Source organism: Ensifer adhaerens, from assembly GCF_002007205.1.
In the GTDB taxonomy this organism is placed as follows: Bacteria; Pseudomonadota; Alphaproteobacteria; order Rhizobiales; family Rhizobiaceae; genus Ensifer; species Ensifer adhaerens_D.
The window spans coordinates 366,699-391,587 of the sequence record NZ_LAZS01000006.1 but is presented as its reverse complement, the minus strand read 5'-3'; the positions used below and the strand labels follow the sequence as shown (position 1 = coordinate 391,587).

The 24,889-nt window shown below is 62.5% G+C and carries 18 protein-coding genes and 1 tRNA gene; 11 read left to right on the top strand and 8 right to left on the bottom strand.

Features of this window, described 5'->3' with window-relative positions; translation table 11 throughout:
* Positions 1-102: 102 nt before the first annotated feature.
* Positions 103-1,920: an AsmA-like C-terminal region-containing protein gene (locus XB14_RS14525; protein WP_077962304.1), complete on the bottom strand. Its 1,818-nt coding sequence runs from the start codon at positions 1,918-1,920 to the stop codon at positions 103-105.
* Positions 1,921-2,106: 186 nt separating this feature from the next.
* On the opposite strand from XB14_RS14525, the gene XB14_RS14520 reads away from it, so the two are divergent.
* A complete protein-coding gene (locus tag XB14_RS14520; protein WP_077962303.1) occupies positions 2,107-4,059 on the top strand; it encodes an acetoacetate--CoA ligase in 1,953 nt (650 codons plus the stop codon).
* Positions 4,060-4,332: 273 nt separating this feature from the next.
* On the opposite strand, the gene XB14_RS14515 is transcribed toward XB14_RS14520, so the two are convergent.
* A complete protein-coding gene (locus XB14_RS14515; RefSeq protein ID WP_077962923.1) occupies positions 4,333-6,015 on the bottom strand; it encodes an ABC transporter permease in 1,683 nt (560 codons plus the stop codon).
* Between the two features lie 92 nt (positions 6,016-6,107).
* Entirely contained in the window at positions 6,108-9,797 is a 3,690-nt protein-coding gene (locus tag XB14_RS14510; protein WP_077962302.1) for an ATP-binding protein, read from the bottom strand.
* 230 nt (positions 9,798-10,027) lie between these two features.
* Between XB14_RS14510 and XB14_RS14505 the strand changes: the two genes are divergently transcribed.
* Positions 10,028-10,477 (top strand): phasin, encoded by a 450-nt coding sequence (locus tag XB14_RS14505; protein ID WP_077962301.1) that lies wholly within the window; start codon positions 10,028-10,030, stop codon positions 10,475-10,477.
* A gap of 187 nt (positions 10,478-10,664) precedes the next feature.
* Positions 10,665-10,741 (top strand) — tRNA-His (locus XB14_RS14500).
* 56 nt (positions 10,742-10,797) lie between these two features.
* Here XB14_RS14500 and XB14_RS14495 read toward each other — a convergent pair.
* Positions 10,798-10,998, bottom strand: a complete 201-nt coding sequence (locus XB14_RS14495) for a hypothetical protein (RefSeq protein ID WP_077962300.1) — start codon at positions 10,996-10,998, stop codon at positions 10,798-10,800.
* Positions 10,999-11,249: 251 nt separating this feature from the next.
* On the opposite strand from XB14_RS14495, the gene XB14_RS14490 reads away from it, so the two are divergent.
* Positions 11,250-13,013 (top strand): adenylate/guanylate cyclase domain-containing protein, encoded by a 1,764-nt coding sequence (locus XB14_RS14490; protein ID WP_077962299.1) that lies wholly within the window; start codon positions 11,250-11,252, stop codon positions 13,011-13,013.
* Between the two features lie 27 nt (positions 13,014-13,040).
* Here XB14_RS14490 and XB14_RS14485 read toward each other — a convergent pair whose 3' ends face one another.
* Positions 13,041-13,922: a LysR family transcriptional regulator gene (locus XB14_RS14485; RefSeq protein WP_077962298.1), complete on the bottom strand. Its 882-nt coding sequence runs from the start codon at positions 13,920-13,922 to the stop codon at positions 13,041-13,043.
* A gap of 129 nt (positions 13,923-14,051) precedes the next feature.
* Here XB14_RS14485 and XB14_RS14480 point away from each other — a divergent pair, with 129 nt between their 5' ends.
* Positions 14,052-15,548 (top strand): CoA-acylating methylmalonate-semialdehyde dehydrogenase, encoded by a 1,497-nt coding sequence (locus tag XB14_RS14480; RefSeq protein ID WP_077962297.1) that lies wholly within the window; start codon positions 14,052-14,054, stop codon positions 15,546-15,548.
* Between the two features lie 232 nt (positions 15,549-15,780).
* Here XB14_RS14480 and XB14_RS14475 read toward each other — a convergent pair whose 3' ends face one another.
* Positions 15,781-16,821, bottom strand: coding sequence for a Fe(3+) ABC transporter substrate-binding protein (locus tag XB14_RS14475; protein ID WP_077962296.1), 1,041 nt, complete (start codon positions 16,819-16,821; stop codon positions 15,781-15,783).
* A 193-nt stretch (positions 16,822-17,014) separates the two neighbouring features.
* Between XB14_RS14475 and rirA the strand changes: the two genes are divergently transcribed.
* Complete coding sequence (gene rirA / locus XB14_RS14470) at positions 17,015-17,479, top strand: iron-responsive transcriptional regulator RirA (RefSeq protein WP_034801384.1); 465 nt, start codon at positions 17,015-17,017, stop codon at positions 17,477-17,479.
* A 62-nt stretch (positions 17,480-17,541) separates the two neighbouring features.
* Here rirA and XB14_RS14465 read toward each other — a convergent pair whose 3' ends face one another.
* Positions 17,542-17,931, bottom strand: a complete 390-nt coding sequence (locus tag XB14_RS14465) for a response regulator (protein WP_077962295.1) — start codon at positions 17,929-17,931, stop codon at positions 17,542-17,544.
* Between the two features lie 79 nt (positions 17,932-18,010).
* Positions 18,011-18,724 carry a helix-turn-helix transcriptional regulator gene (locus XB14_RS14460; protein WP_077962294.1) on the bottom strand — a complete coding sequence of 238 codons (714 nt, stop codon included), beginning with the start codon at positions 18,722-18,724 and terminating at the stop codon, positions 18,011-18,013.
* A 647-nt stretch (positions 18,725-19,371) separates the two neighbouring features.
* Here XB14_RS14460 and XB14_RS14455 point away from each other — a divergent pair.
* From XB14_RS14455 to XB14_RS14435, 5 genes are all read left to right on the top strand, one after another.
* A complete protein-coding gene (locus XB14_RS14455) occupies positions 19,372-20,967 on the top strand; it encodes an ABC transporter substrate-binding protein (protein ID WP_077962293.1) in 1,596 nt (531 codons plus the stop codon).
* 203 nt (positions 20,968-21,170) lie between these two features.
* Entirely contained in the window at positions 21,171-22,175 is a 1,005-nt protein-coding gene (locus XB14_RS14450; protein WP_077962292.1) for an ABC transporter permease subunit, read from the top strand.
* Between the two features lie 10 nt (positions 22,176-22,185).
* Positions 22,186-23,094: an ABC transporter permease subunit gene (locus XB14_RS14445; RefSeq protein ID WP_077962291.1), complete on the top strand. Its 909-nt coding sequence runs from the start codon at positions 22,186-22,188 to the stop codon at positions 23,092-23,094.
* Between the two features lie 2 nt (positions 23,095-23,096).
* On the top strand, positions 23,097-23,939 hold the full coding sequence (locus XB14_RS14440; RefSeq protein ID WP_077962290.1) for an ABC transporter ATP-binding protein: 843 nt from the start codon (positions 23,097-23,099) through the stop codon (positions 23,937-23,939).
* The gene (locus tag XB14_RS14435) at positions 23,936-24,766 is read left to right on the top strand and encodes an ABC transporter ATP-binding protein (protein ID WP_077962289.1); all 831 of its coding nucleotides are present in this window, start codon (positions 23,936-23,938) and stop codon (positions 24,764-24,766) included. Before XB14_RS14440 ends, XB14_RS14435 begins: the two co-directional genes overlap by 4 nt.
* Positions 24,767-24,889: the final 123 nt, after the last annotated feature.

The window sequence follows — 24,889 nt, the reverse complement described above, 5'->3', positions numbered from 1 at the left end:
GCGTTGATGAAACGCCTTTCAATCCTGAACGGTGCGGTTTCGCGAACAGCGCGAAGAGGCCCCTTACGAAACGAACGGCCGGCGTGCCTTACACCGGTCGTTTCAGTTGGGTTCGCCGAGAACCGACAAAGGCGAGATCACCGCATTCGGCCAGGAGCCGCCGACGAAGAAGCGCAGCCTTTGTCCTGCGTTCAAGGTATCGGTGTAGGTGCCGGCGAGCGCCAGGCTGCCGCTGCGATAGGGAATGACGCCGTTGACTGAAAGATTGCCGGTTTCGCCGGCGAAAGTCGCCCGGTTCAGCCGCGCCGACCCTTCGCCGAAACTGGCTTCGATGTCGGCCGTCTGGAAGGCGAAGTTGCCGTCGCTCGCCTGCGCCAGCGAAAAGAACTCGCCGGCTCTGACGAGATTCGCGAAGGTGGTTGCGTCGAAGCCGGACAGGTTGCCATTGGCGAGCGAAAGCCGGATGCGGCCGGAAGCCTCGGCCGCCTGTGCGGCCCAGAACGGATGCTCCGTCGCAAGGTCGAAATTGACGTTGCCCCGGCCGGTGGGGACAGGCCCGGTGAAGCCAAGGCCGGCGAGGGCGGCGGAGAGGTCGGCATTCTTCAGCACCAGCTCCAGCTTGCCGCCGCCGGCGAGCCCCTTTTCCGAAGCTTCGAGCCGTCCGCTGAGCCGGCCATTGGCATAGGTGCTGTCGGCCACGTCGATCGACGCGCGCCCGTGATCGATGATGACGCCGGCGGCGAGATCTTCCAGCCGCAGCGGGCCCACCAGCGCCTCCTGCGCCGACAGTCGCACATCGGCACGCCAGCCGCGCGCGAAAGCGTCGCCCAGTTGCTGCGTGAGTTCGTCGGGCTCCAGCGGATCGATGAAGGGCTGCAGGCCGTTGAGATCGATGCGGTCGAACGCGAGCGTACCCTCGAGGCGGTGCGTATTGTCGAGGGACGTGGAGATGTCGAGAATGCCGGTCGCATTGGCGCCACCGAGCGTCAGATGAAGCTCGTCGAGCTTCAGCGATGCCTTGCCGCTCGTGACGTTGGCGCTGAGGCTGAAACCGCTGTCCGGAAGCGCGCGCGCCGCCTTGCCCTGATACCATGCGGAAAGGGCCTGCAGCGAGGCCGTCGAAACCTGCAGCCGACCCGCGGCGGTCGGCACCGACGAGAGATTGCCGTTACCTTCGAATGAGAGATTGAGCGCCGCGGAGGTCAGCGATGTCTTGAGCGCCACATCGCGGCCGGTAAGCAGGCTCAGCGGTTCGTTGCACTCGAGCGTCCAGGCCACCATCTGCCCGCCAAGGCTGCCCGAAAGCCGGGCGCTGAGCTGCTTGGAGTAAGACGGCCAGGCGATGGTTCCCGATATACCGGAAAACTCCCGGGTCTGGTTGGTCACGAGGTCGATGATCTGCAGGCGGCCGTTTTCCACCGCGACATCGCCGAATGGCGTATCCCTGTCGGCGGCTCGCATATCCGGTGTGCTCAGCCAATGCGGCCGTTGCCAGTTGAGCGTGCCGTCCGTACGCCGCTCGAGCGTGACGACGGGCTCGACCAGCCGGACGTCGCGAAGGGCCGGCGTGCCGTCGATCGCCGAGAGCAGGCTGAAGGTGGCGGTGATGCTGCCGATATGCGCGAGCTTGCGGGACGATCCGTCGGCGGTTTCGATCGTCGCCGAGCGGAGGGTAAGCGTCGGTTCCGGCCAGAAGCTGATTTCGGGATTGCCCGCTATCCGGCTCTTGCCACCGGACCATGCATCCAGCATGTGTTCCACGGTCGGGCGCACGTCCGTCGTCGAAATCAGCAAGGGCAGTACGGCGTTGTAGCCGGCAGCAAGCCCGACGCCGATTGCGGCAGGCCAAAGGAAATGGCGGCGCCGTAAACGCGACAACAGGCGTACGTCGCGCATCATATGCAGAAATTTCCGTCTCATGTCCGCCTGGTCGCCGTCGCTTGGGTCACGTGAGCTTGGATAGGCCTTCGGTTCTCAGAAATCAAATGCGACGGACAGGCAACAGACAGGTAAATGTCGTCCACGCGATGACGAGGCCCCTGCCGCTGCTGTTTATTTTGCGATGCAGCATGGTATAGAGGGCATGGAGCAGGAGTGGAGGAAAGCATGCAAGCAGAGCAGCCGTTGTGGGTTCCGGGCCCGGAAATCCTTGCACATAGCCCCATGGCCGAATTCATCGCCTGGAGCAGTGAACGCTTCGGCAGAACCTTTGCGGATTATGACGCTTTTCACGCCTGGTCGGTGGCCGAGCGCGGCGACTTCTGGACCGGGGTCTGGGAGCATTGCGGCGTCATCGGCGAACGCGGCGGCAACGCCCTTGTCAACGGCGACCGCATGCTCGATGCCCGCTTCTTCCCTGAGGCGAAGCTGAACTTTGCCGAGAATCTTCTGCGTGAAACCGGGAATGGCGACGCGCTCGTCTTCCGTGGTGAAGACAAGGTCGAGGGCCGCCTGTCGTGGGACGATCTTCGCGCGCTTATATCGCGCCTGCAGCAGGCGCTGAAGGCTCAGGGCATCGGTCCCGGGGATCGCGTCGCGGCGATGATGCCGAACATGCCCGAAACCATCGCATTGATGCTGGCAACCGCTTCGATCGGCGCGATCTGGTCTTCCTGCTCTCCCGATTTCGGCGAGCAGGGCGTTCTCGACCGTTTCGGCCAGATCACGCCGAAGCTGTTCATCGCCTGTGACGGCTATTGGTACAATGGCAAGCGCCAGGACGTCGACGCCAAGGTTCGCGCGGTCTCCAAGACCCTTGCTGTCCCGGCGCTGATCGTCCCTTATGCCGGCGACGGTGCAGCACTCGCAGCCACGATCGAGGGTGGCGCGACACTCGGAGATTTCATCGCGCCGTTTCCGGCGACGGCGCTGACCTTCGAACGCCTGCCCTTCAGCCATCCGCTCTACGTGCTGTTTTCATCCGGCACGACAGGCGTTCCCAAATGCATCGTGCATTCGGCCGGCGGCACTCTGCTGCAGCACCTGAAGGAGCATCGTTTCCATTGCGGCCTTCGCCGCGGCGAAAAGCTCTTCTATTTCACCACCTGCGGCTGGATGATGTGGAACTGGCTGGTCTCGGGCCTTGCGATCGGTGCAACCCTCTGCCTGTTCGACGGCTCGCCCTTCTATCCCGATGGCAACGTGCTCTTCGACTATGCCGCGGCCGAGAAATTCGCGGTGTTCGGTACCTCGGCGAAATACATCGACGCCGTGCGCAAGGGCGGTTTCGTCCCGGCCAACACGCATGACCTCTCCACTCTCCGTCTGCTGACTTCGACCGGTTCGCCGCTGTCGCCCGAGGGCTTCTCCTTTGTCTACGAAGGCATCAAGCCGGACGTCCAGCTTGCATCGATTTCCGGCGGCACCGACATCGTCTCCTGCTTCGTGCTCGGCAATCCCCTGAAGCCCGTCTGGCGCGGCGAAATCCAGGGGCCGGGTCTGGGCCTGGCGATCGACGTCTGGAACGACGAGGGGCAATCGGTGCGCCGCGAGAAGGGGGAACTCGTCTGCACCAAGGCCTTTCCGTCTATGCCGGTGATGTTCTGGAACGACCCGGAAGGCGCCAAGTATCGGGCTGCCTATTTCGAGCGCTTCGACAATGTCTGGTGCCACGGCGATTTTGCCGAATGGACCGAACATGGCGGCATCATCATTCACGGGCGTTCGGATGCCACACTGAACCCCGGCGGGGTGCGCATCGGCACGGCTGAGATCTACAATCAGGTCGAGCAGATGGAGGAGGTGGCCGAGGCGCTTTGTATCGGGCAGGACTGGGAAGACGACGTGCGCGTGGTTCTCTTCGTTCGCCTCGCCCCTGGGGTTCAAATGACCGACGACCTGACCAAGGCGATCAAGAACCGTATCCGGGTCGGCGCCTCGCCGCGGCACGTGCCGGCGAAGGTGATTGCGGTTGCCGACATTCCCCGCACGAAATCCGGCAAGATCGTCGAGCTTGCGGTTCGCGATGTGGTGCATGGCCGTCCTGTCAAGAACAAGGAGGCGCTCGCCAACCCCGAGGCGCTTGATCTCTACGCCGGACTGGATGCCCTTAAAAATTGAGGGCGCGTTAACGGATTCGCGTGATTGGAATTAACCAAGGCTTCAGACTTGCTGAAAAATCCCTAAAATTGCGGATGTGGCGAGTAAGGTTCTGTTAAGGTTTGGGGGCGCATGGTCATGCCAACTTGAGGCTGATCGATGTTGGATCGGCGTTCGGCAGAGCTGCCGTCGCGGACATGACTTGGTTACTTCTCGAGCGATTGTTGGTTTAGCATTCAACTATCGAGGTGGCCTCCCAGCCACCTCTTTTTTATGCCTGCGACCCGCAAAGGCTCAGGATCGGCGTTCGAGCGATCGGGAAACGAGGATGACCGGGATCATGCCGGCGACGACGATGATCATCGCCGCGACCGAAGCGTCTTCGACCTTTGCCCGCGACGCGTCTTCGTAGACGAGCGTCGCCAGCGTATTGAAGTTGAAGGGCCTCAGCATGATCGTTGCCGAAAGTTCCTTCATGGTTTCGATGAAGACGAGCAGGGCGGCGGTGAGCACCGCCGGACGCATCATCGGCAGGAGCACGGTGCGCAAGGTCTGTCCGCCGGTGCGGCCAAGCGCGCGCGAGGCCATGTCGAGATGCGGAGAAAGCTTCTGGAACCCGGCCTCGAGCGAACCCTCGGCCATGGTGAGGAAGCGCACGCTGCAGGCATAGATGATCGCAAAGCCGGTGCCGGTCATCATCAGGCCGGTGGAGACGCCGAACGTATCGCGCATGCCGGCGTCGATCAGGTTGTCGAGCGCCGCAAGCGGAAAGAGCACGCCGATGGCAAGCACGGTACCGGGCACGCCATAGCCGAAGGAAGCGAGCCGCCCGGCGAGGTCAGTCACCCGCGAGTGCCCGGTGCGTGCCGCATAGGCGAGCACGAAGCCGAGCAGAACGGTAACCGTTGCGGCCGCGCCCGAAACCAGGATGCTGTGGAAGAGGGCGCTCAGCAGCCGCGGCTCGATGAACTGGTCGATGCGCTTGAGCGCGAAATTGCCGAGGATCAGGAAGGGAACGGCAAAGCCCGAGAGCACGGGCAACAGGCAGGCGAGCATCGCGGCCCACTTCTTCCAGCCGGTTAGCACAAGCCTGGCGGCGTCATGGACGGCCGATGTCGTCTTCTGGCTGGAGAAGCGCTGGCGCCGCCGCGCGGCCCGCTCGATCATCATCAGGCCGATGACGAAAACCAGCATGATGCAGGCGATCTGCGCGGCGCCCGCAAGGCTGCCGCGGTTCAGCCACGTGTCGAAGATCGAAAAGGTGAGCGTCTGCACGCCGAGGAATTCAACCGCGCCGATGTCGTTCAGTGTCTCCATCGCCACCAGCGTCAGGCCGATCATGATGGCCGGGCGGGCCATCGGTATCTGGATGCGGAAGAACACCTTCAGCGGCCCGGCGCCGAGCGTGCGGGCGACGTCGGCGGCCGCGCGTCCCTGCATCAGGAACATCGATCGGCAGGCGAGATAGATATAGGGATAGAGAACCGAACTGAGCACCAGCACGGCGCCGCCGAGCGAACGGATATCCGGAAACCAGTAGTCGCGGCTCGTCTTGAAGCCGAAGATGGCGCGGATCAGCCCCTGCACCGGCCCGGTAAAGGTGAAAAGCTCGCCGAACGCATAGGCCGCAAGGTAAGCGGGGATCGCAAGCGGCAAGACCAGAGCGGCCGAGAGAAAACGCCGCAGCGGAAACTCGCAGCTCGCGACCAGCCACGCGGTCAGGATGCCGACGAAGGCGGTCGCAGCGCCCGTCAGCGAGATCAAGAGCAGCGTTCGCCCGGTGGCGCGCGGAACGACGTTTTCCATGAGATGCGGCCAGTTGCCGCCGCCGCCGGAGATCGCGAGCCAGGCGATAGCAATGATCGGCATCAGCACGATGGCCGATGTCAATCCGGCCCAGGTCGCCAGCAGGGGATGGGAAAGACCGGTTCCCGCGCGTGCATGGCGGCGCTTGATGCTCTGAGATGTGGACTGCAATCGATCGATTCCGCGGCATGACGGCAGGAAATGGCCGATGGCGGCCAGCAAACTGGCCGCCACAAGTCAACATTTCCTTATAACATCCGGCCTCAGTTCGCCAAGACGCGTTGTGACGGGAAGGAGATTTCCACCAGCGTTCCCTCGTTCGGTGCCGAGGTGATCGAGAACTGGGCGCGGTTCGCTTCCGCCATCGCCTTGGTCAGCGGCAGGCCGAGCCCGGTGCCGTCGCCGCGCTTGCGCGCGCCTGTCGTCACCTGCCGGAAGGGCTTCATCGCCTGGTCGAGTTCGCCGCGGGTCATGCCGACGCCGGTGTCGCGGATGCGCAGCATGACGCTGCCGTTCGCCTCGTAGGAGGTCGACACGACGATCTGGCCGCCAGACGGCGTGAAGCGGATGGCGTTCGCCAGGATGTTCAGCGCGATCTGCTTGATCGATCGGCCGTCGGCAACGACGTTGGGCACGGCGGCGGACAGTGAGGTGCGGATGATGACGCGCTGGCTGTTGGCCTGCGGCTGAACGAGCGAAACGGCCTCAGACACCGCCTCGTTGATCTCGACGGCGCCGAAATCAAGCTCCATCTCACCGGCCTCGATCTTCGAGATGTCGAGCAGATCGTTGACGATGTCGAGCACGTGGCGGCCCGAACGGCCGATATCGCCGGCGTATTCGATGTAGCGCGGGTGGCCGACCGGACCGAAATGCTCGCTCGCCATCATGTCGGAAAAGCCGATGATTGCGTTGAGCGGCGTGCGGATCTCATGGCTGACGCGGGCGAGGAATTCGGTCTTGTGGGCGTTCGCCGTTTCCGCCGCGCGCTTGGCGTTGCGAAGCTCCTCTTCCGTGCGCTTCCACTGCGTGATGTCGCGGATGACGGCGCAAAAGCCGTTGGAGGCCGAAAGCCGACCGATGGTCATGAACAGCGGGATGAACCCGCCGTTCGCCTCGCGGCCGATCACCTCTCGCCCGTCGTTCAGAACACTGGCAACGCCGTGGCCGGAAAGCCCGTGCAGGTAGTCGATGACGGCCTTCTGGCTCTCGTGGGCGAAGAGCGCGGCGAAGGGTTTGCCGCGGATCTCGCCCTCGTCATAGTTGAAGAGCGCGCTTGCCGAACGGTTCATCGAGCGGATGTCGCCGTCATGGCCGAGAATGACGACGCCGTCGGTCGCGGTTTCCAGGATGGACTTGAGCTCGTCGATTTCCGTCTTCAGGTGGTCGACGTCGTCACCGGAGAGCGCCTCGTCAAGCCCGGCCGACGGCATGTTCGCGGCCGCCGGCGTCAGCGCCAGCATCAGCGCGCTCCGGCCGTCCCAGCGGATCGTGTGCAGGCGCGCGGTGACCGGCCGCATCTGGCCGTCCTTGCGGATCAGCGTCATCGTACCGTCGGGTTCCTGGTCGGTCGCCTCTTCGCCGTTGGCAAAGAGCGCATCGATGCCGCCTTCCCGGGCAAATTCGCCAAGGTCGCCATAGGCGGTCAGCCGCAGGAATTCCGGGTTGGCATGCAGCAGCTCTTCACCGCGATGGACGAGCATGCCGATCGGCAGGCTGTCGAGGATCTCGCCGCCAAGGCCGATATCGGCCGCGTGCGGCTGGAGATGCTCATCCGGCTGTTCGTCTTCTCGCGCGTCGCCGTCGGTCCCCGCGCCCGTTTCTTCCGCGCCTGCGTCTTCGTCTGCTGGTGAGGAGACGGCGCCGTGCGCGCCCGCCAGGAAGGGGGTGTCCGCATCGTCCGCCGCGTCGCTTTCCTCTGTAGGCGGGGCATCTGACGCCGGCTGGCCGAAGTGCTCGCCCAGTTGCCGCGCGATCTCGCGAAACGCCGCCTGTTCGCCGCGCGTCAGTGCGGTTGCCGCGCGGTGTTTCTCGAGTTCGACGATCTTGTCGGAAACGGGGGGCTCAGCGGTGTCGACGACCTGCAGCGCGGGACGTTCTTTCTGGAAGGGATACTCACTCGCCTCGACTGCTTCGCCCGGAGCAGCCTCGGCGGCATCGTCCTGGCCTGCGTCCTCGGTGCCGGGAAAAAGCGGCTGGTCGTCGGTCGCGTTGCTATCCTGCGCCAACGCGACAGGCCCAGCTTCGGCGTCGGCAGATCGCTGTGCGAGGGCCTGCTCTTCGTGCGAAGGCAGCTCTTCGATCTCGGAGCCGATTGCAGAGACGTGCGCGCCGTCTTCCGATCGTGTTGCCTCGGCCTCTCCGTGTGCTCCGACATATTCTTCCGTCGCGTCGGGCGTGGCGCCGAACGTCAGGCCGTTGGCGTCTTCGTCTTCGATGGCATCGGCAAGGCGGACGATGCCGAAGCCGCGGAAGCCATCGAATTCGCGGGAGCGCGAATAGGTGGGCAGCGCCGCCAGATCGACCGGAACCTTGAGGCTCGTGCCCTGAACCGGCCAGAAAATCGTCTTGCCCGACCAGGTGTCGCGGCGCTGCAGCAGCGCGCCGATCTTCTGGTCGGGATCAAGGCCGTAGCGTGCGGCTACGTTGGTAAAGGTGTTGCCGATCACATCGGCGGCGCGCGGGCCGACGGCGGTGGCGAATTCTTCGGAGATTTCGCTGAAGCGGCCTTCGGCGTCGATCTTCCAGACGAAGCGGACCGCACGGCCGCCGGGCGCGAACGCAAAGTCGGACTGTTCCGCCTGACCCGCGCCGGCGTCGGTCGCCTCGATCGTTTCGCCCTTATCGACCGCGTCCTCTGTCGTGACAGGGGTTGCGGCCGCCGGCGTCTCGATTTCGTCGGCGGCGGTCTTGGCAGCAGGCGCCTGCTCGCCGCCATCCTGCGTCGGCTCCACGGTCTGCACCGAAGCGTCGATATCCGCAGCGTCGACCGGGTCCAGGATATTCGCAGCGTCCGGTTCCTCCGGCAGGGCGGCCTGATCCACGGCAATCCCGGTGTCTGCGCTTTCGACGTCGCCATCGTCCTGCGGCGCGGCATCCGTTTCCGGTGGTTCCGCCTGTTCGAAGGCTTCGGTGGGAGCCGCGGCCTCGGTCAACGCTTCGGCCGGTTCGGCCGTGTCCGGTGCGTCGGCAGCCGTTGTCTCTGCGGCTGGCGCCAGATCCTCGGCCAGTGGCAAGATCGGCAACATCTGCGCAGCCGGCGCGTCTTCGTCCGGATCGAGCGTGCCGAGAATGGTCTCGACAGCGAACAGCAGGTGCAAGGACGGATCGTCGGCGATCTTGCCAACCGCGGCCGGCAGATGCCCCCTCCGGGTGGCGACCGGGCGCTTGATCAGCCAGTCATGGTCCCGGCCGACCGCATCGACGAGCAGCTTGCGCGTCTCGTCCGACATGCCGAGATCGACGAAGCCCGGCGAGTGGGCGATGATGCCGCCGTTGCCGTCGAGAACGGCCATGTGCGTGTCCGGTCCGTCGAGACCGGCAATCATGCGCGCGGCGCGGTCTTCAAGCGACAGCGGCGCGCCCGAATGCGGCGCGGTAAAGAGTATCGCATCCTCGTCCGGGCGCACGCGGATCATCTCCACGCTCACATTGAGCGGCGTGCCGCGAAAGCCCGAAAACTTCCGGATCGAAAGCTGGCGCCGGTCGCCGGCGCGCACGAGCTGCGCGGCCGCGGCCCTGAGCTGACGCACCGCCAGGTCGCCCTGGTCCGGCCCCGCATCGATGAAATCGTAGATCGACCCGGCGCCGAAAAAGGCAGCCCCCTGGTCGTTGGCCCAGAGGATGCGTGCGAAATCCCGCGAAAACAGGATCGCCGCGTCACCGCGGGCAAAATGCTCCCGCACCCGCGCATGCACGGCGATATCGATGAAGGGATACTGTCTCGCGGGCATTAAAGGGGCCTATTGACGGATCGCTTGCGGGTTAACACTCTATTAATACCCGGCAGGCCCGCGAGGGTCCAGCGAGGGCCGGCGCTTCGTCACGGCTTTCAGCGCGAAAGGTTAATGCTACGGATTTTGTGCGCTGCACAATTTTATTGCAATGCACAAGGGAATGGATTATATAGTGCGCATCAATCAACGGCGCCTCTGAAGAGGGCCTGACACCAAGGAGCGCTTTCATGGCTACCAAGAAGACCGACGACGTATTTTCCCTTTCCTCTTTCGACCCGGCGAAGTTCACCGACAGCTTCCGCGATTTCGCGGAAAAGGGTGCCGTCCAGTCGAAGGAAGCCTATTCCAAGATGAAGACCGCTGCCGAAGAGGCAACGAAGACCGTCGAAGCGACGCTTGAAAGCGCCCAGACCGGCACCGTCGAACTCGGTCTCAAGGCCATCGACGCACTGCGCACCAACGCTGAAAACTCGCTTTCGCACATGGAAGCGCTGCTCGGCGTGAAGTCGCTGTCCGAATTCGTCGAACTGCAGACGAGCTTTGTCCGCAAGCAGGCCGAACTCGCCGTCGAGCAGGCGAAGTCGATGCAGGAAGCCACCAAGAAGGTTGCCGAAAACGTCGCCAAGCCCGGCAAGGACGCCGCCGAAAAGGCGATGTCGTCCTTCAAGAAGGTCTAAGTCAGCCGACTGCGCGGGCTGAACGGTGGCGACGGACTGCTGTCGCCTAATCCTGCCAGCGCGCCGAAATCCAAGAATCCGGATGGCTTGCCATCCGGATTTTTTGCAGGATAATCTCAAGTTTAGGCTTGCAAAGCGGCGGAAGTCTCCGTATGTGAGCCGCCAAGCGACTGATGTCGCTTGATGTGCGGTTGTAGCTCAGTTGGTTAGAGCGCAGGTTTGTGGCACCTGAGGTCGTAGGTTCGATTCCCACCAACCGTACCATTTTCTTCAAACATCGTGGATGTTGAAGCCTTTTCCGAGTGCAGGTTTGCACGTTCTCAAAACAGCTTCGCCATCGCTCTCAGAGCCATCACGTCCTGTACGCCGTTCTGATAGAGTTCGATCAGCCGCGCAGCGAGCGCCGAGGCTTCGGGCGATTGGCGCGACAGCTCTCGGTCTCTCAGCGCTTCGGTAAAGACGTCTTCGATCTTCGTGAGTTCACCCGGCAGGATCGGCCGGCCTGGGACAGACACAAGCATCCTTGCACACTCCTTCGTCGAAACAGGAGCGCGAGCCGATTGCGGCTGGCATGCCTTTGGCCATCGGTTCGAGCCTAACGCAACCAACTCTCCTCCCGTGAAAGCAACGTTGAGGCACCTCGTCCGGTTCCTGTCACGGCGATACCCAATTCGGGCTAATGCCGGGCCACCGCGGGATCCCGGTTCGAATGGACATAGGCCTCATCCGCCGGTAAAATTCCACAACGGGTTCAAGTAAGGCGTCGCTCCCCATGGCCAAGGAATCCATCACACGGCGGCTTGCCGCTATTCTGGCTGCCGACGTCGTCGGCTACAGCCGGTTGATGGAGCGTGACGAGAAATCCACCTACGTGCAGCTCATGGCGCGCTGGAAAGACGTGCTGGAACCGCTTGTCGAAACCCACCAGGGCAGGGTGTTCAAGAGAACGGGCGACGGCGTTCTGGTCGAGTTTTCGAGTGCGGTCAACGCCGTCGAATGTGCCGCAGCCCTGCAGAGGGCGATGGTCCTGGCCAATGCGGACGTGCCGTCGGATCAGCACATCGTGCTGCGCGTCGGCATCAACATGGGCGACATCATGGTTGCCGACAGCGATCTCTATGGTGACGGCGTCAACGTGGCGGCGCGCATAGAAGCGCTCGCCAGACCTGGCGGCGTCGCGATTTCCGATGGCGTGCATGAATATGTGCAGGGCCGCACCGATCTTAACTTCGTCGACAGCGGCCATCACGAGGTCAAGAACATCGAACGCCCGGTGCACATCTGGAACTGGTCGCCGGACGAGTATGCCGATGCGCCCGTGAAGGTGGTCGCCGAATCCCCGCCGCAGCTGCCTACCCGGCCGTCGATCGCCGTGCTGCCGTTCGACAACCTGTCCGGCGACCCGGAACAGGGATACTTTGCCGACGGCATCACCGAGGACATCATCACCGATCTCTCCAAGGTTTCCGGTCTCTTCGTCATCGCCCGCAATTCCTCCTTTGCCTACAAGGGCAGATCACCGGATATCCGCCAGGTCAGCCGTGATCTCGGCGTCCGCTACGTGCTCGAAGGCAGCGTGCGCCGCGCCGCCAATCGCATCCGCATCAACGCCCAGATGATCGACGGCACGACAGGAGGCCATCTCTGGGCCGAGCGCTACGACCGCGGCATCGAGGATATCTTCGAGGTCCAGGACGAGGTGACCCGCACCATCGTGACGGCGCTCAAGGTAAAACTGACGGCAGGCGAAACAGAGAGGCGCGAGGGGCGCGGCAAGGTCGATCCGGAGGCCTATGACCTCTTGGTGCGGTCGCGCCAGGCGATCCTGCGGTTCGATGCGGTATCGTCGGCGGAGGCACGCAGCATGCTCGAACGTGCGATCGCCATCGATCCCGGGCTGGCGGCGGCCTATGCTTCGCTCTCCATCGTTTCTCTGACCGACTACATCAATCGGTGGAACGGCGGAACGTTCGACAATGTCTCGCGCGCGCTCGAGCTCGCCGAAAAGGCGGTCGCCACCGACGAGAACGAGGCCCACGGTCACCATGCCCTTTCGCTCGCGCTTTGCTGGGGGCGGCGTTATGACGAGGCGGAACGTGCCGCACAGCATATGCTCAGGCTCGATCCCAATTCTGCCGGCGGTCATACCGCGCTCGGCACGATCCGCGACTTCCAGAGTCAGTTCGAGGAAGCGCTGCCCTACTACACGCGCGCCCACAGGCTCGATCCGCAATTCGATCTTTCTCTACATTTCCTGGGGCGGACCCTGCTTAATCTCGGGCGCTACGACGAAGCGGAAATCGCCTTCAAGCGTCGGCTGGCGCTCGCCCCCAGGTCCGATATGACGCGCTTCTATCTTGCCTGCCTCTACGGCCGCACCGGCCGTCACGAAGAAGCGCGCCGCTACTGGCATGAGGTGTTTGAGGTCAATCCCAACTTTTCCATCGCCCATCTCAGAAGGGCCATGCCCTACAAGGATCCAGGCGTTCTTGGCCGCTTGGTCGATGGGCTGCGCGAAGCCGGTGTTTCGCTTTAGGTGATGAGCCGCCGGCGAGGCCTCACATCAAACGAAAATCTGGTGCTCTGCCGTCACCAGTTCCTGCAGGAAGGCGACGACGGTGCGCACGCGCACGAGATCGCGGGCGCTTTCGTGATAGGTGGTCCAGTAGGCGCGGCGGATGGTCGTCTCCGGCAGGATGCGCGTGAGCTCCGGCACGTGGCGGGCGATGTAATTGTGCAGGATGCCGATGCCGGCGCTGGAGCGGACCGCTTCCGTCTGGCCCGTGGCGCTGGAGATCTCGAAGGACGCATCCCAGCTGCGCATGATCTCGGCGGAGAAGTTCAAGGACGGCGTGAAGATCAGGTCTTCCACATAGCCGATGCGGCGGTGCTCTCTCAGGTCGTCGATCGTTCGCGGCGTGCCGTGCCTTTCGAGGTAGTCCGCCGAGGCATAGAGACCGAGGGTGTAGTCGGTAAGCTTCGAAGACACGAGGCGACCCTGTTCCGGCCGCTCGATGGTGATCGCGATATCGGCCTCGCGTTGCGACAGCGAAAAGGAGCGCGGCACCGGCACCAGTTGCAGCTTCAATTCCGGATAGCGGGCGGTCAGCCGCCCGAGACGCGGAGCGAGAAAGGAGACGCCGAAACCGTCGGGCGCGCCGATCCGCACCGTTCCGGCAATCGCCGTGTCGATCCGGCCGATCTGCGATTGCGCCGCCAGCATCTCCGTTTCCATCCGCTCGGCTGCTGCCAGAAAGATCTCGCCCTCGGCCGTCAGCTCGCAGCCGTTCGGCCGGCGCACGAGCAGCCGCGTCTTCAGGGATTCTTCGAGTGCCGTCACGCGGCGGCTGAGCGTCGCGTGGTTGACACTCAGCCGTTTCGACGCCGCCAGGATCTGGCCCGTGCGCGCGACCGCTAGAAACATTCTGACATCGTCCCAGTTCATAGTCTCAAGACCCCGGTCCGCAAGCCGCGGACTTTAATTTTTGCACAACGGTTGCTGAATATCGGAAATTGATTTGTTGAAATCGTAGTGCGATCATGCCGCCACAATCAAGGTCTGGAGGAACCATCCATGTACGAATTGGGTCATTTCATCGACGGCAAGCGCGTTGCCGGCAAGAGCGGTCGCGTCAGCAACATCTTCAATCCGGCAACCGGCGAAGTGCAGGGCACCGTGGCGCTGGCAAGCGACGCGGAACTTGCAGCAGCTGTCGAAAGCGCCAAGGCGGCGCAGCCGAAGTGGGCGGCCACCAACCCGCAGCGCCGCGCCCGCGTCTTCATGAAGTTCGTCGAGCTTCTGAACGCCAACATGAACGAGCTTGCCGAGATCCTCTCGCGCGAACACGGCAAGACGATCGAAGACGCCAAGGGTGACCTGATCCGCGGCCTCGAAGTCTGCGAATTCGTCATCGGCATTCCGCATCTGCAGAAGAGCGAGTTCACCGAAGGTGCCGGCCCCGGCATCGACATGTACTCGATCCGCCAGGCCGTCGGCATCGGCGCCGGCATCACGCCCTTCAACTTCCCGGCGATGATCCCGATGTGGATGTTTGCGCCGGCGATCGCCTGCGGCAACGCCTTCATCCTGAAGCCGTCCGAGCGTGACCCGTCCATTCCGATCCGCCTTGCCGAACTGATGATTGAAGCTGGCCTGCCGGCAGGCATCCTCAATGTCGTCAACGGCGACAAGGGCGCGGTCGATGCGATCCTCACCCACCCGGATATCGCAGCTGTCTCCTTCGTCGGCTCGACGCCGATCGCCCGCTACGTCTATGGCACGGCCGCGATGAACGGCAAGCGCGCCCAATGCTTCGGCGGCGCCAAGAACCACATGATCATCATGCCCGACGCCGACATGGACCAGGCCGCCAACGCCCTGATGGGCGCCGGCTACGGCTCGGCCGGCGAGCGCTGCATGGCGATCTCGGTCGCCGTACCGGTCGGCGAGGAAACCGCCAACCGCCTGATCGAGAAGTTGACGCCGATGGTCGAAAGCCTGCGCATTGGCCCCTACACCGACGAGAAGGCCGACATGGGCCCCGTCGTCACCAAGGAAGCCGAACAGCGCATCAGAAGCCTGATCGACAGCGGTGTCGAGCAGGGCGCCAAGCTCGTGGTCGATGGCCGCGACTTCAAGCTGCAGGGCTATGAACAGGGCCATTTCATCGGCGGCTGCCTGTTCGACCACGTCACGCCCGACATGGACATCTACAAGACGGAAATCTTCGGACCGGTTCTCTCGGTTGTTCGCGCCAAGAACTACGAGGAGGCCCTCGACCTGCCGATGAAGCACGAATACGGCAACGGCGTCGCGATCTACACCCGCGATGGTGATGCCGCCCGCGACTTCGCCTCGCGCATCAACATCGGCATGGTCGGCGTCAACGTGCCGATCCCGGTTCCGCTCGCCTATCACTCCTTCGGTGGCTGGAAGTCCTCGTCTTTCGGCGACCTCAACCAGCATGGCACGGACTCGATCAGGTTCTGGACCAGGACGAAGACGATCACCGAGCGCTGGCCCTCGGGCATCAAGGGTGGTGCCGAATTCGTCATACCGACGATGAAGTAACGGGAAAAGATATCCTCCCGCCTCGGGGCCTCCTTCGGGAGGCCCTTTTTTGTTGCATTCGGAGATGCGGGGGAGGGGGCGTCGCAGCGGCGCAAGGCAATCTTCGACGAGGCTGTCGAGTTGCGCGCCCAGGCCAAACAAAGTTCCCGGGGTAGGCGTTTGGCCCGCTCATGCCTCCGAAACGAAAACAGCGGGCCATGGCCCGCTGTTCTGTCTTGCGATCTGCTTGCGATCAGTCCTGCGGACCGTCGTTGTAGCCGACCTTGTCGACCAGCTCGGATGCCTTCTTGCGGTTCGACGCGATGTCGGCGAGCGGCAGTTCGTCCGGCTTGATCGTACCGAAGGACTTCACGACATCAGACGGTTCGGCGCCCGGCAGGACCGGATATTCGAACACCTGCTCGGCGTAGATCTTCTGGGCTTCGCCTTCCGACAGGAATTCCATCAGCTTCAGCGCGTTGTCCTTGTTCGGCGAATTCTTGGCGAGCGCCATGCCGGAGATGTTGACGTGCGTGCCGCGGTCCTTGGCGTTGGGGAAGAGCACCTTGATGGCCGCCGCCCAATCCTTCTGTACCGGTTCCTTCTCGTTGGTCATCATCAGACCGACATAGTAGGTGTTGCCGAGCGCCAGATCGCATTCGCCGGCGAGGATAGCCTTGGCCTGGTCGCGGTCGCCGCCGTCGGGCTTCTTGGCGAGGTTGTTCTTGAGGCCGGTCAGCCACTTCTCGGTCTCGGCTTCGCCATGGCGGGCGATCATCGAGGCGAACAGGCCGATATTGTAGGAGTGCTGGCCATCGCGGGTGCAGATCTTGCCCTTCCACTTCGGGTCGGCAAGCTCTTCATAGGTGATGTCGTCCTGGGCGACGCGCTCCTTGGACGCGTAGACGACGCGGCCGCGGGTGGTCAGGCCGAACCAATTGCCGTCAGGATCGCGGAAATGCGCCGGGATGTCCTTGTTGATCGTCTCGTTGACGACCGGCTGTGTGACGCCGGCGTCCTTGGCCTCGGTCAGGCGGCTGATGTCGACGGTCAGGATCACGTCAGCCGGCGAGTTGGCGCCTTCGGCCTGGATGCGCTCGACGAGGCCCTTGTCGAGGAAGAGCACATTGGTGGTGATGCCGGTTTCCTTGGTGAAGGCGTCGAGCAGCGGCTTGATCAGGTCGGGCTGCCGGTAGGAGTAGATATTGACCTCGCCGTCGGCCCAGGCGGCGGTCGTGGCGAAGAGGGTTGCCGTCAGGGACAGAACGCCCATTGCTGCTCTTGAAACGGACATCGCTTCCTCCATTTTCTTGTTTGAGCTAAGTTAACAAAATCGCTCATCTTTCTGACCTCGGCGCCCGAAACAGTCAATCGGGAAACGGTTAACACTCAACAAGAAGTGATTTTTCAAGCTTTTTGGAATTGTTCCAAACTACGATCCGTCCTATATGAAGAACTCGTGAACCTCTCGAATGCCGGAGTGAATGATGCGTCTGACGAAGCAAACGAACTACGCGGTTCGCATGTTGATGTACTGCGCCGCCAACGGAGAAAAGCTCAGCCGCATTCCCGAAATCGCCAGGGCCTATGGCGTTTCTGAGTTGTTTCTCTTCAAGATCTTGCAGCCGCTGACCAAGGCTGGCCTCGTTGAAACCGTGCGCGGCCGTAACGGGGGCGTGCGTCTGCCGAAGCCCGCCTCGGCCATTACCCTGTTCGACGTCGTCAAGGTCACCGAAGATAGTTTCGCCATGGCGGAATGCTTCGAAGCCGGTGAGATCGAATGCCCGCTCGTCGACAGCTGCGGCCTGAACTCGGCGCTGCGCAAGGCACTGAATGCGTTCTTCGAAGTGCTGCAGGGCTACACGATCGACGACCTCGTCAAGGCCCGCCCGCAGATCAACTTCCTGCTTGGCCTTGAGGAAACGAAGCGTCCGCAGACGTCGGCTGCCTGACGTTCCCGAGTTTCGCCGCCAAATCGCGCGGCCGGACCTGGCGGCAGGCGTGCCGCCGGGTGTCACTCTTGCGGCAGATACTCCCGCAATATGAAGTCGATTGCGGTGGCGTCGATCTCGGCCTTGTCGATGCGGAAATCGGCGCCGTACTCCTCCAAGTTCTGAAAATAGGCATCGGCGAGCGACGCCGAGATCACGCCGATGGGCCCGATATAGCCCTGGTGCCGCAGTGCCGGCACCGTTTCGCGGAAATCCAGCTGCGGTTGCAGGCGGTTGTCGAGGAGGATCATCGACACCGGCTTACCCGAGCGCAGGAATGCAAGCGCGTCGTCCATCGTCTGGCAATAATGCAGCTCGATATCGATGTTGCTCATCTTGCGGATGAGCGCGCGCAGGATCAGGTTTTCTGCCGGGTCGTCGTCAACAAGCAGGATGTGTGCTTTTCGCGTCATGACCGAATACCCTTGCTGATGGCGGGCGTCCCGTTCGTTGGTCGAGCGATGCTGAAAAACAAAGCCCGCACATCGGCTTTCATTGGATGATCTGTTCCCGGATCGCCTTCGCCACCATCTGGGTGCGATTGACGACGTCGAGTTTCTTGAGGATCGTTGCGGTGTGCGAGTTCACAGTGTGCTCCGACACCGAAACGATGAGCGCAATCTCGCTTGCGGTCTTGCCGTGCGAGATCCACTTGAGGATTTCAGTTTCGCGCGGCGTCAACCCCATCCCGGCCTTGTTGGCGAGCGCAACGCGATAGAAGTAGTCGAAGGCGGCAATCGCGTCATAGGCAAGCGCGACATGCTCGGCCCTGTCGATATCCTCCCCATCTCCGAGAAAGAGCACGGCATAGCGTGCGCCCGTGGAGGCCGCGTGCACCGGTACGCTGACGAGCAGTTCGAAGCCGAGTTGCACCAGCAGGTTCTGATTGGCGTCGCAGCCGGGATCGTCCGTCCGCCAGACCGATGAAATCGCCGACCGGTGCAGGGTCTTGTAGAACACGGAGTCGCCGAAGCGGTGGCGCTTGTCGTATTCTTCCGCAAGCCCCGAGGGAAGATCGTGCAACACTAGGCGGGTGGACAGCATGCAGGCGTCGTTCTCGTTGCCGAGCTGAAGAATGCCGAAATGGCTGAAGCCGAACCGGAGCGCCATGGTATGAAAAATGCGGAAGAAATCGACGCGGTTCAGCGCTTTCTCTAGCTCGTCGCGAAGGTCGTATCGCCTGTGATTTTCCAGCAAAGCCGCCACGGAATGGCTATCCCCTTATCGTCCTGCGGCAGTTTATCCCGCGAGCCGCAGCGATCAATCGGCAAACTGCATCGCCGGTATTGCCGACAGGCAGCGTCATGCCCGTCCCTCGGCAAGTTCACCGAACGACTGAAAGCTGCAAAAGGCGGCTGCCGGTCCCTCCCAAGGACGACTGGGCACGTCGAATGTCTCCCCCGAGTTTTGTATACATTTTATTGCACAATCCTGTTCGGGATTTCTACCATAGTATCTTGGGATTGACGGAAACCTGCCGAAATCGAATCGCGCGGTCATGCGGGCCAATGATCGCGTCTTTCTCCGCACGGGTTTTCGCGCGATAATAGGGGCGAGCGCCCGGGTCGAAATTGCGTGGATCAAGGCGCGGGCATGGCGCGCCGCAATCCCTGCGCAAGCGGCCGGGAAGCCTTGCTTCAATGTGTCGCGCCGCGTTGATTTGTCAGTCGATTCTAAAACAGTGGACGAACATCCCGGCTCTACCTGCGGACGAATTTTTCGCATAGACAAATTTCTGCGGCGACTTATTGCAATGCGACGCCAAATGTCGTTCCATCCGGCCTTGACGGGGGGCAACGGCATTCCGCGTCAGGAAAACACGAGAACAAAAACAAATCTGGGAAGCAAAGCTCATGAAAAAGCTCACTACTCTCTTTGCAGCGACGGCGCTTGCCACGCTGATGGCCGGTTCCGCCTGGTCGAAGACGTTCGTTTATTGCTCGGAAGGTTCGCCAGAGGGTTTTGACCCGGGCCTGTACACCGCCGGCACGACCTTCGACGCGGCTGCGCACACGGTCTACAACCGCCTGCTCGAGTTCAAGAAGGGCACGACCGAAGTCGAGCCGGGCCTCGCCGAAAGCTGGACGATCTCCGACGACGGTCTCGAGTACACGTTCAAGCTGCGTCCGGGCGTCAAGTTCCAGACGACCGAGTTCTTCACGCCGACCCGCGAGCTCACCGCAGATGACGTGGTGTTCTCCTATGAGCGCCAGCTGAAGGCTGATAACCCCTGGAACAAGTACATCGCCGGCACTTCGTGGGAATATGCAGCCGGCATGGGCTTCCCGGAAGTCATCAAGTCGGTTGAGAAGGTTGACGACCTGACGGTCAAGTTCACCCTGACGCGCAAGGAAGCTCCGTTCCTCGCCAACATCGCGATGCCGTTCGCTTCGATCCTGTCGAAGGAATACGCCGACAAGCTGCAGGCTGACGGCAAGATGGAACAGATGAACCAGATGCCGCTCGGCACCGGTCCGTTCGCTTTCGTCGCCTACCAGCAGGACGCCGTCATCCGCTACAAGGCGAACCCGGACTACTGGGGTGGCAAGCAGAAGATCGACGACCTCGTCTTCGCGATCACGTCAGACGCTTCGGTCCGCTACCAGAAGCTGCAGGCCGGCGAATGCCACCTGATGCCGTTCCCGAACGCTGCCGACGTCGCAAAGATGAAGGCTGACCCGAACCTGAAGGTCATGGAACAGGCTGGCCTCAACGTCTCCTACCTCGCCTACAACACGACCCAGGCTCCGTTCGACAAGCCGGAAGTGCGCAAGGCGCTGAACAAGGCGATCAACAAGCAGGCAATCGTCGACGCCGTCTTCCAGGGCGCTGCCCAGCCGGCCGTCAACCCGATCCCGCCGACGATGTGGTCCTACAACGACAAGCTCGAAGACGATACCTACGAGCCGGAAGTCGCCAAGAAGATGCTTGAGGACGCAGGCGTCAAGGACCTGTCGATGAAGCTCTGGGCAATGCCGGTATCGCGTCCGTACATGCTGAACGCTCGTCGTGCGGCTGAACTGATGCAGTCGGACTTCGCCAAGGTCGGCGTCAAGGTCGAGATCGTGTCCTACGAATGGGCCGAATACCTCGACAAGTCCAAGGCCAAGGATCGTGACGGTGCCGTCATCCTCGGCTGGACCGGCGACAATGGCGACCCGGACAACTTCCTCGACACGCTGCTCGGTTGCAATGCCGTCGGCGGCAACAACCGCGCACAGTGGTGCAACCAGGAATTCGACGCCCTCGTGAAGAAGGCGAAGGAAACCTCCGATCTGGCAGAGCGCACCAAGCTCTACGAAGAAGCTCAGGCCGTCTTCAAGCGCGAAGCACCGTGGGCCACGATCGACCACTCGCTCTCGGTCGTGCCGATGCGCAAGAACGTTGAAGGCTTCGTTCAGAGCCCGCTCGGCGATTTTGCCTTCGACGGCGTGGACATCACCGAGTAATTTAGTTAACTGATCCTTAAGGGGGCGTTTGCCAAGGGCAAGCGCCCCTCTTTGCATCCACTATAGCGACCCGCGTTCCTCCTGGAGCGCAAAAGGTCGCTGTGGCATTTCGACTTGCTGTATGCTTCGCCGACAAGTGGGAAAGCATGCAGTGGTGCCAGCGGCGGGATACAATGCCGCGGCAACATGGCGCGGGGTTTAAAATGTTCCGATTTCTCTTGGGGCGATTGGCTGTCCTGATACCGACATTCGTCGGCGTCTCCATCATCGCCTTCTCCTTCATTCGCCTGCTTCCGGGCGATCCGGTTGCGCTGCTTTCGGGCGAGCGCGTCATGTCGCCGGAGCGACATGCGGAAATTTCACATGCGCTTGGTTTCGACCGGCCGATCGTGGTCCAGTACCTCGATTACCTCTGGGGCGTGCTCCACGGTGATTTCGGCACGTCGATCGTGACCAAGAAGCCGGTCATCGACCAGTTCTTCGATCTGTTCCCGGCAACCGTCGAGCTTTCGCTCTGCGCGATCCTGTTTGCTGTCATCCTCGGCATTCCCGCCGGCGTGATCGCGGCGATCAAGCGCGGTTCGGCCGTCGACCAGGCGATGATGGGTACCGCACTCGTTGGCTTCTCGATGCCGATCTTCTGGTGGGGCCTGCTGCTGATCATGCTGGTTTCCGGCATGCTGCAGTGGACGCCGGTTTCCGGTCGCATCTCGCTGATGTACTTCTTCCCGCCGGTCACCGGCTTCATGCTGGTGGACTCGCTGCTGTCTGGTCAGGCCGGCGCCTTCAAGTCTGCGGTCAGCCACCTGATCCTGCCGACGATCGTGCTCGGTACCATTCCGCTCGCGGTCATCGCGCGGCAGACGCGCTCGGCCATGCTTGAGGTTCTCTCCGAAGACTACGTACGCACCGCACGCGCCAAGGGTCTTTCGACCTTCCGGGTCGTCGGCGTCCATGCGCTGCGCAATGCGATGATCCCGGTGGTCACCACCATCGGCCTGCAGGTGGGCGTCATGCTCGCCGGCGCGATCCTCACCGAAACGATCTTCTCCTGGCCGGGCATCGGCAAGTGGATGGTGGATTCGGTCTCGCGTCGCGACTACGCCGTCATCCAGGGCGGCCTCCTGGTCATCGCTGCGGTGATCATGCTGGTCAACCTCATCGTCGACCTGCTCTACGGTCTCATCAATCCGCGCATCCGGCACTAAGGAGGGCGTCATGTCTCAAGCTGCTGCAACAAGCACCGTTTCGACAGATCCGTCCCGTCGGGCGCGGCTGGCCGAGTTCTGGTATTACTTCTCCGAGAACCGTGGAGCCGTCATCGGCCTCGTGTTCTTCCTGTTCCTCGTTCTGCTCGCGGTCTTCGCGCCGTGGATCGCGCCGCATGATCCGGTGGCACAGTACCGCGATGCGGTTCTGGTTCCGCCGGTCTGGCAGGAGGGCGGCCGCGCCGGCTTCCTGCTCGGCACCGACGCCGTCGGTCGCGACATGCTTTCGCGCCTGATCTACGGCACGCGCTTCTCGCTGTTCGTCGGCGTCATCGTCACCACGCTGTCGCTCGTCGGCGGCATCGCGCTCGGCGTTATCGCCGGCTATTTCCGTGGCTGGGTCGATACCGTCATCATGCGCGTGATGGACATCATCCTTGCCTTCCCGTCGCTGCTGCTCGCCCTCGTGCTCGTCGCAGTCCTCGGCCCGGGCCTCGTCAACGCCATGATCGCGATCGCGCTCGTCTTCCAGCCGCACTTCGTGCGCCTGACGCGCGCCGCCGTCATGAGCGAAAAGACCCGTGACTATGTCGTCGCCGCCAAGGTTGCCGGTGCCGGCCATGGTCGCCTGATGTTCAAGACGATCCTGCCGAACTGCATGGCGCCGCTGATCGTCCAGGCGACGCTCTCCTTCTCGAGCGCCATTCTCGACGCTGCGGCCCTCGGCTTCCTCGGCATGGGGGCCCAGCCGCCGACACCGGAATGGGGCACGATGCTCGCCGAAGCCCGCGAGTTCATCAGCAGCCACTGGTGGGTGGTCACGCTCCCGGGCATCGCGATCCTGATCACGGTGCTGGCAATCAACCTGATGGGTGATGGCCTGCGCGATGCTCTCGATCCCAAGCTGAAGAGGTCCTGATCATGGCGCTTCTCGAAATCGAAAACCTGGTCGTCGAATTCCAGACGGCCTCCGGTCCCTTCCGCGCCGTCAACGGCGTGTCGATGAAGGTCCATGAAGGCGAAGTGCTCGCGATCGTCGGCGAAAGCGGCTCGGGCAAGTCCGTGTCGATGCTGGCTGCCATGGGGCTTCTGCCATGGACGGCCAAGGTCACCGCCGACAAGCTCGCCTTCAACGGCCGCGACCTGCTCGGCATGTCGGCGAACGAACGTCGCAAGATCGTCGGCAAGGACATTGCCATGATCTTCCAGGAGCCGATCGCCAGCCTCAACCCGTGCTTTACGGTCGGCTTCCAGATCGAGGAAGTGCTGCGCATCCACATGGGTCTCGACAAGGCCGGTCGTCGCAAGCGGGCGATCGAACTGTTCGAGGCGGTCGGCATCCCCGATCCGGCCGAGCGGCTCGGCCACTTCCCGCACCAGATGTCGGGCGGCCAGTGCCAGCGCGTGATGATCGCGATCGCGATCGCCTGCAATCCGAAGCTGCTCATCGCCGATGAGCCGACGACGGCGCTTGACGTAACGATCCAGAAGCAAATCCTCGACCTGCTGATGAAGCTGCAGGCCGAGCACAAGATGGGCCTGATCATGATCACGCACAACATGGGCGTGGTCGCCGAAACCGCCGACCGGGTGGTCGTGCAGTACAAGGGCCGCAAGATGGAAGAGGCCGACGTGCTGACGCTCTTTGAAAACCCGAAGAGCAACTACACGCGCGCACTTCTGGCCGCGCTGCCTGACAACGCGACCGGCGATCGTCTGCCGACGATCTCCGAACTCTTCGTCGATGAAGGAGCGGCCCAATGAGCGTGATCCTCGAAGCGCGCAATCTGGTGCGTGACTACCATATCCCCGGCGGCCTCATCAAAAAGGCGAAGACCGTTCACGCCCTGAAAGGCGTGAGCTTCAACGTCGAAGAGGGCAAAACGCTGGCGATCGTCGGCGAAAGCGGCTGCGGCAAGTCAACGCTTGGCCGCATCCTCACTCTGATCGACCCGGCGACCTCGGGCGAACTGCTGATCGAAGGCAAGAAGATCGACATCGCCAAGGGCGACATGACGCCGGAGATGCGCCGCAAGGTGCAGATTGTCTTCCAGAACCCCTATGGCTCGCTCAACCCGCGCCAGAAGATCGGCGACATCCTGATGGAGCCGCTGATCATCAACACCAATACCCCCGCCGACGAGCGTCGCGACCGGGCGATGACGATGCTGAAGAAGGTCGGTCTCACCGAGCTGCACTTCAATCGCTACCCGCACATGTTCTCCGGCGGCCAGCGCCAGCGTATCGCCATTGCGCGCGCGCTGATGCTGAACCCGAAGCTCCTGGTGCTGGACGAGCCGGTATCGGCGCTCGACCTGTCGGTTCAGGCACAGGTGTTGAACCTGCTCGCCGACCTGCAGGACGAACTGAAGCTCACCTACGTCTTCATCAGCCACGACCTCTCGGTCGTGCGCTACATCGCCGACGACGTCATGGTGATGTATTTCGGCGAGGCCGTCGAATACGGTAGCCGTGACGAGGTCTTCGCCGACCCGAAACACAGCTATACCAAGACGCTGTTTGCGGCGACGCCGCGCGCCGACGTCGAAAGCATCAAGGCGCGCCTTGCCAGGAAGAAGCAGGCGGCCTGATCCGTCACCGCTGATTTTTGCTGAAGAAACAGAAGAAGCCGGGCAGCCAATGCCCGGCTTCTTTGACTCGGAGACATGATGGTGTAGAGGTGTCGCGCCGTCTTCTTTTCTCGCCTCTGGGCG

Bases quoted from the DNA above. Each gene is read 5' to 3' on its own strand.
- XB14_RS14525 (WP_077962304.1), bottom strand. From the start codon at position 1,920: ATGAGACGGAAATTTCTGCATATGATGCGCGACGTACGCCTGTTGTCG.
- XB14_RS14520 (WP_077962303.1), top strand. From the start codon at position 2,107: ATGCAAGCAGAGCAGCCGTTGTGGGTTCCGGGCCCGGAAATCCTTGCA.
- XB14_RS14510 (WP_077962302.1), bottom strand. From the start codon at position 9,797: ATGCCCGCGAGACAGTATCCCTTCATCGATATCGCCGTGCATGCGCGG.
- XB14_RS14505 (WP_077962301.1), top strand. From the start codon at position 10,028: ATGGCTACCAAGAAGACCGACGACGTATTTTCCCTTTCCTCTTTCGAC.
- XB14_RS14495 (WP_077962300.1), bottom strand. From the start codon at position 10,998: ATGCTTGTGTCTGTCCCAGGCCGGCCGATCCTGCCGGGTGAACTCACG.
- XB14_RS14490 (WP_077962299.1), top strand. From the start codon at position 11,250: ATGGCCAAGGAATCCATCACACGGCGGCTTGCCGCTATTCTGGCTGCC.
- XB14_RS14485 (WP_077962298.1), bottom strand. From the start codon at position 13,922: ATGAACTGGGACGATGTCAGAATGTTTCTAGCGGTCGCGCGCACGGGC.
- XB14_RS14480 (WP_077962297.1), top strand. From the start codon at position 14,052: ATGTACGAATTGGGTCATTTCATCGACGGCAAGCGCGTTGCCGGCAAG.
- XB14_RS14475 (WP_077962296.1), bottom strand. From the start codon at position 16,821: ATGTCCGTTTCAAGAGCAGCAATGGGCGTTCTGTCCCTGACGGCAACC.
- rirA (WP_034801384.1), top strand. From the start codon at position 17,015: ATGCGTCTGACGAAGCAAACGAACTACGCGGTTCGCATGTTGATGTAC.
- XB14_RS14465 (WP_077962295.1), bottom strand. From the start codon at position 17,931: ATGACGCGAAAAGCACACATCCTGCTTGTTGACGACGACCCGGCAGAA.
- XB14_RS14455 (WP_077962293.1), top strand. From the start codon at position 19,372: ATGAAAAAGCTCACTACTCTCTTTGCAGCGACGGCGCTTGCCACGCTG.
- XB14_RS14450 (WP_077962292.1), top strand. From the start codon at position 21,171: ATGTTCCGATTTCTCTTGGGGCGATTGGCTGTCCTGATACCGACATTC.
- XB14_RS14445 (WP_077962291.1), top strand. From the start codon at position 22,186: ATGTCTCAAGCTGCTGCAACAAGCACCGTTTCGACAGATCCGTCCCGT.
- XB14_RS14440 (WP_077962290.1), top strand. From the start codon at position 23,097: ATGGCGCTTCTCGAAATCGAAAACCTGGTCGTCGAATTCCAGACGGCC.
- XB14_RS14435 (WP_077962289.1), top strand. From the start codon at position 23,936: ATGAGCGTGATCCTCGAAGCGCGCAATCTGGTGCGTGACTACCATATC.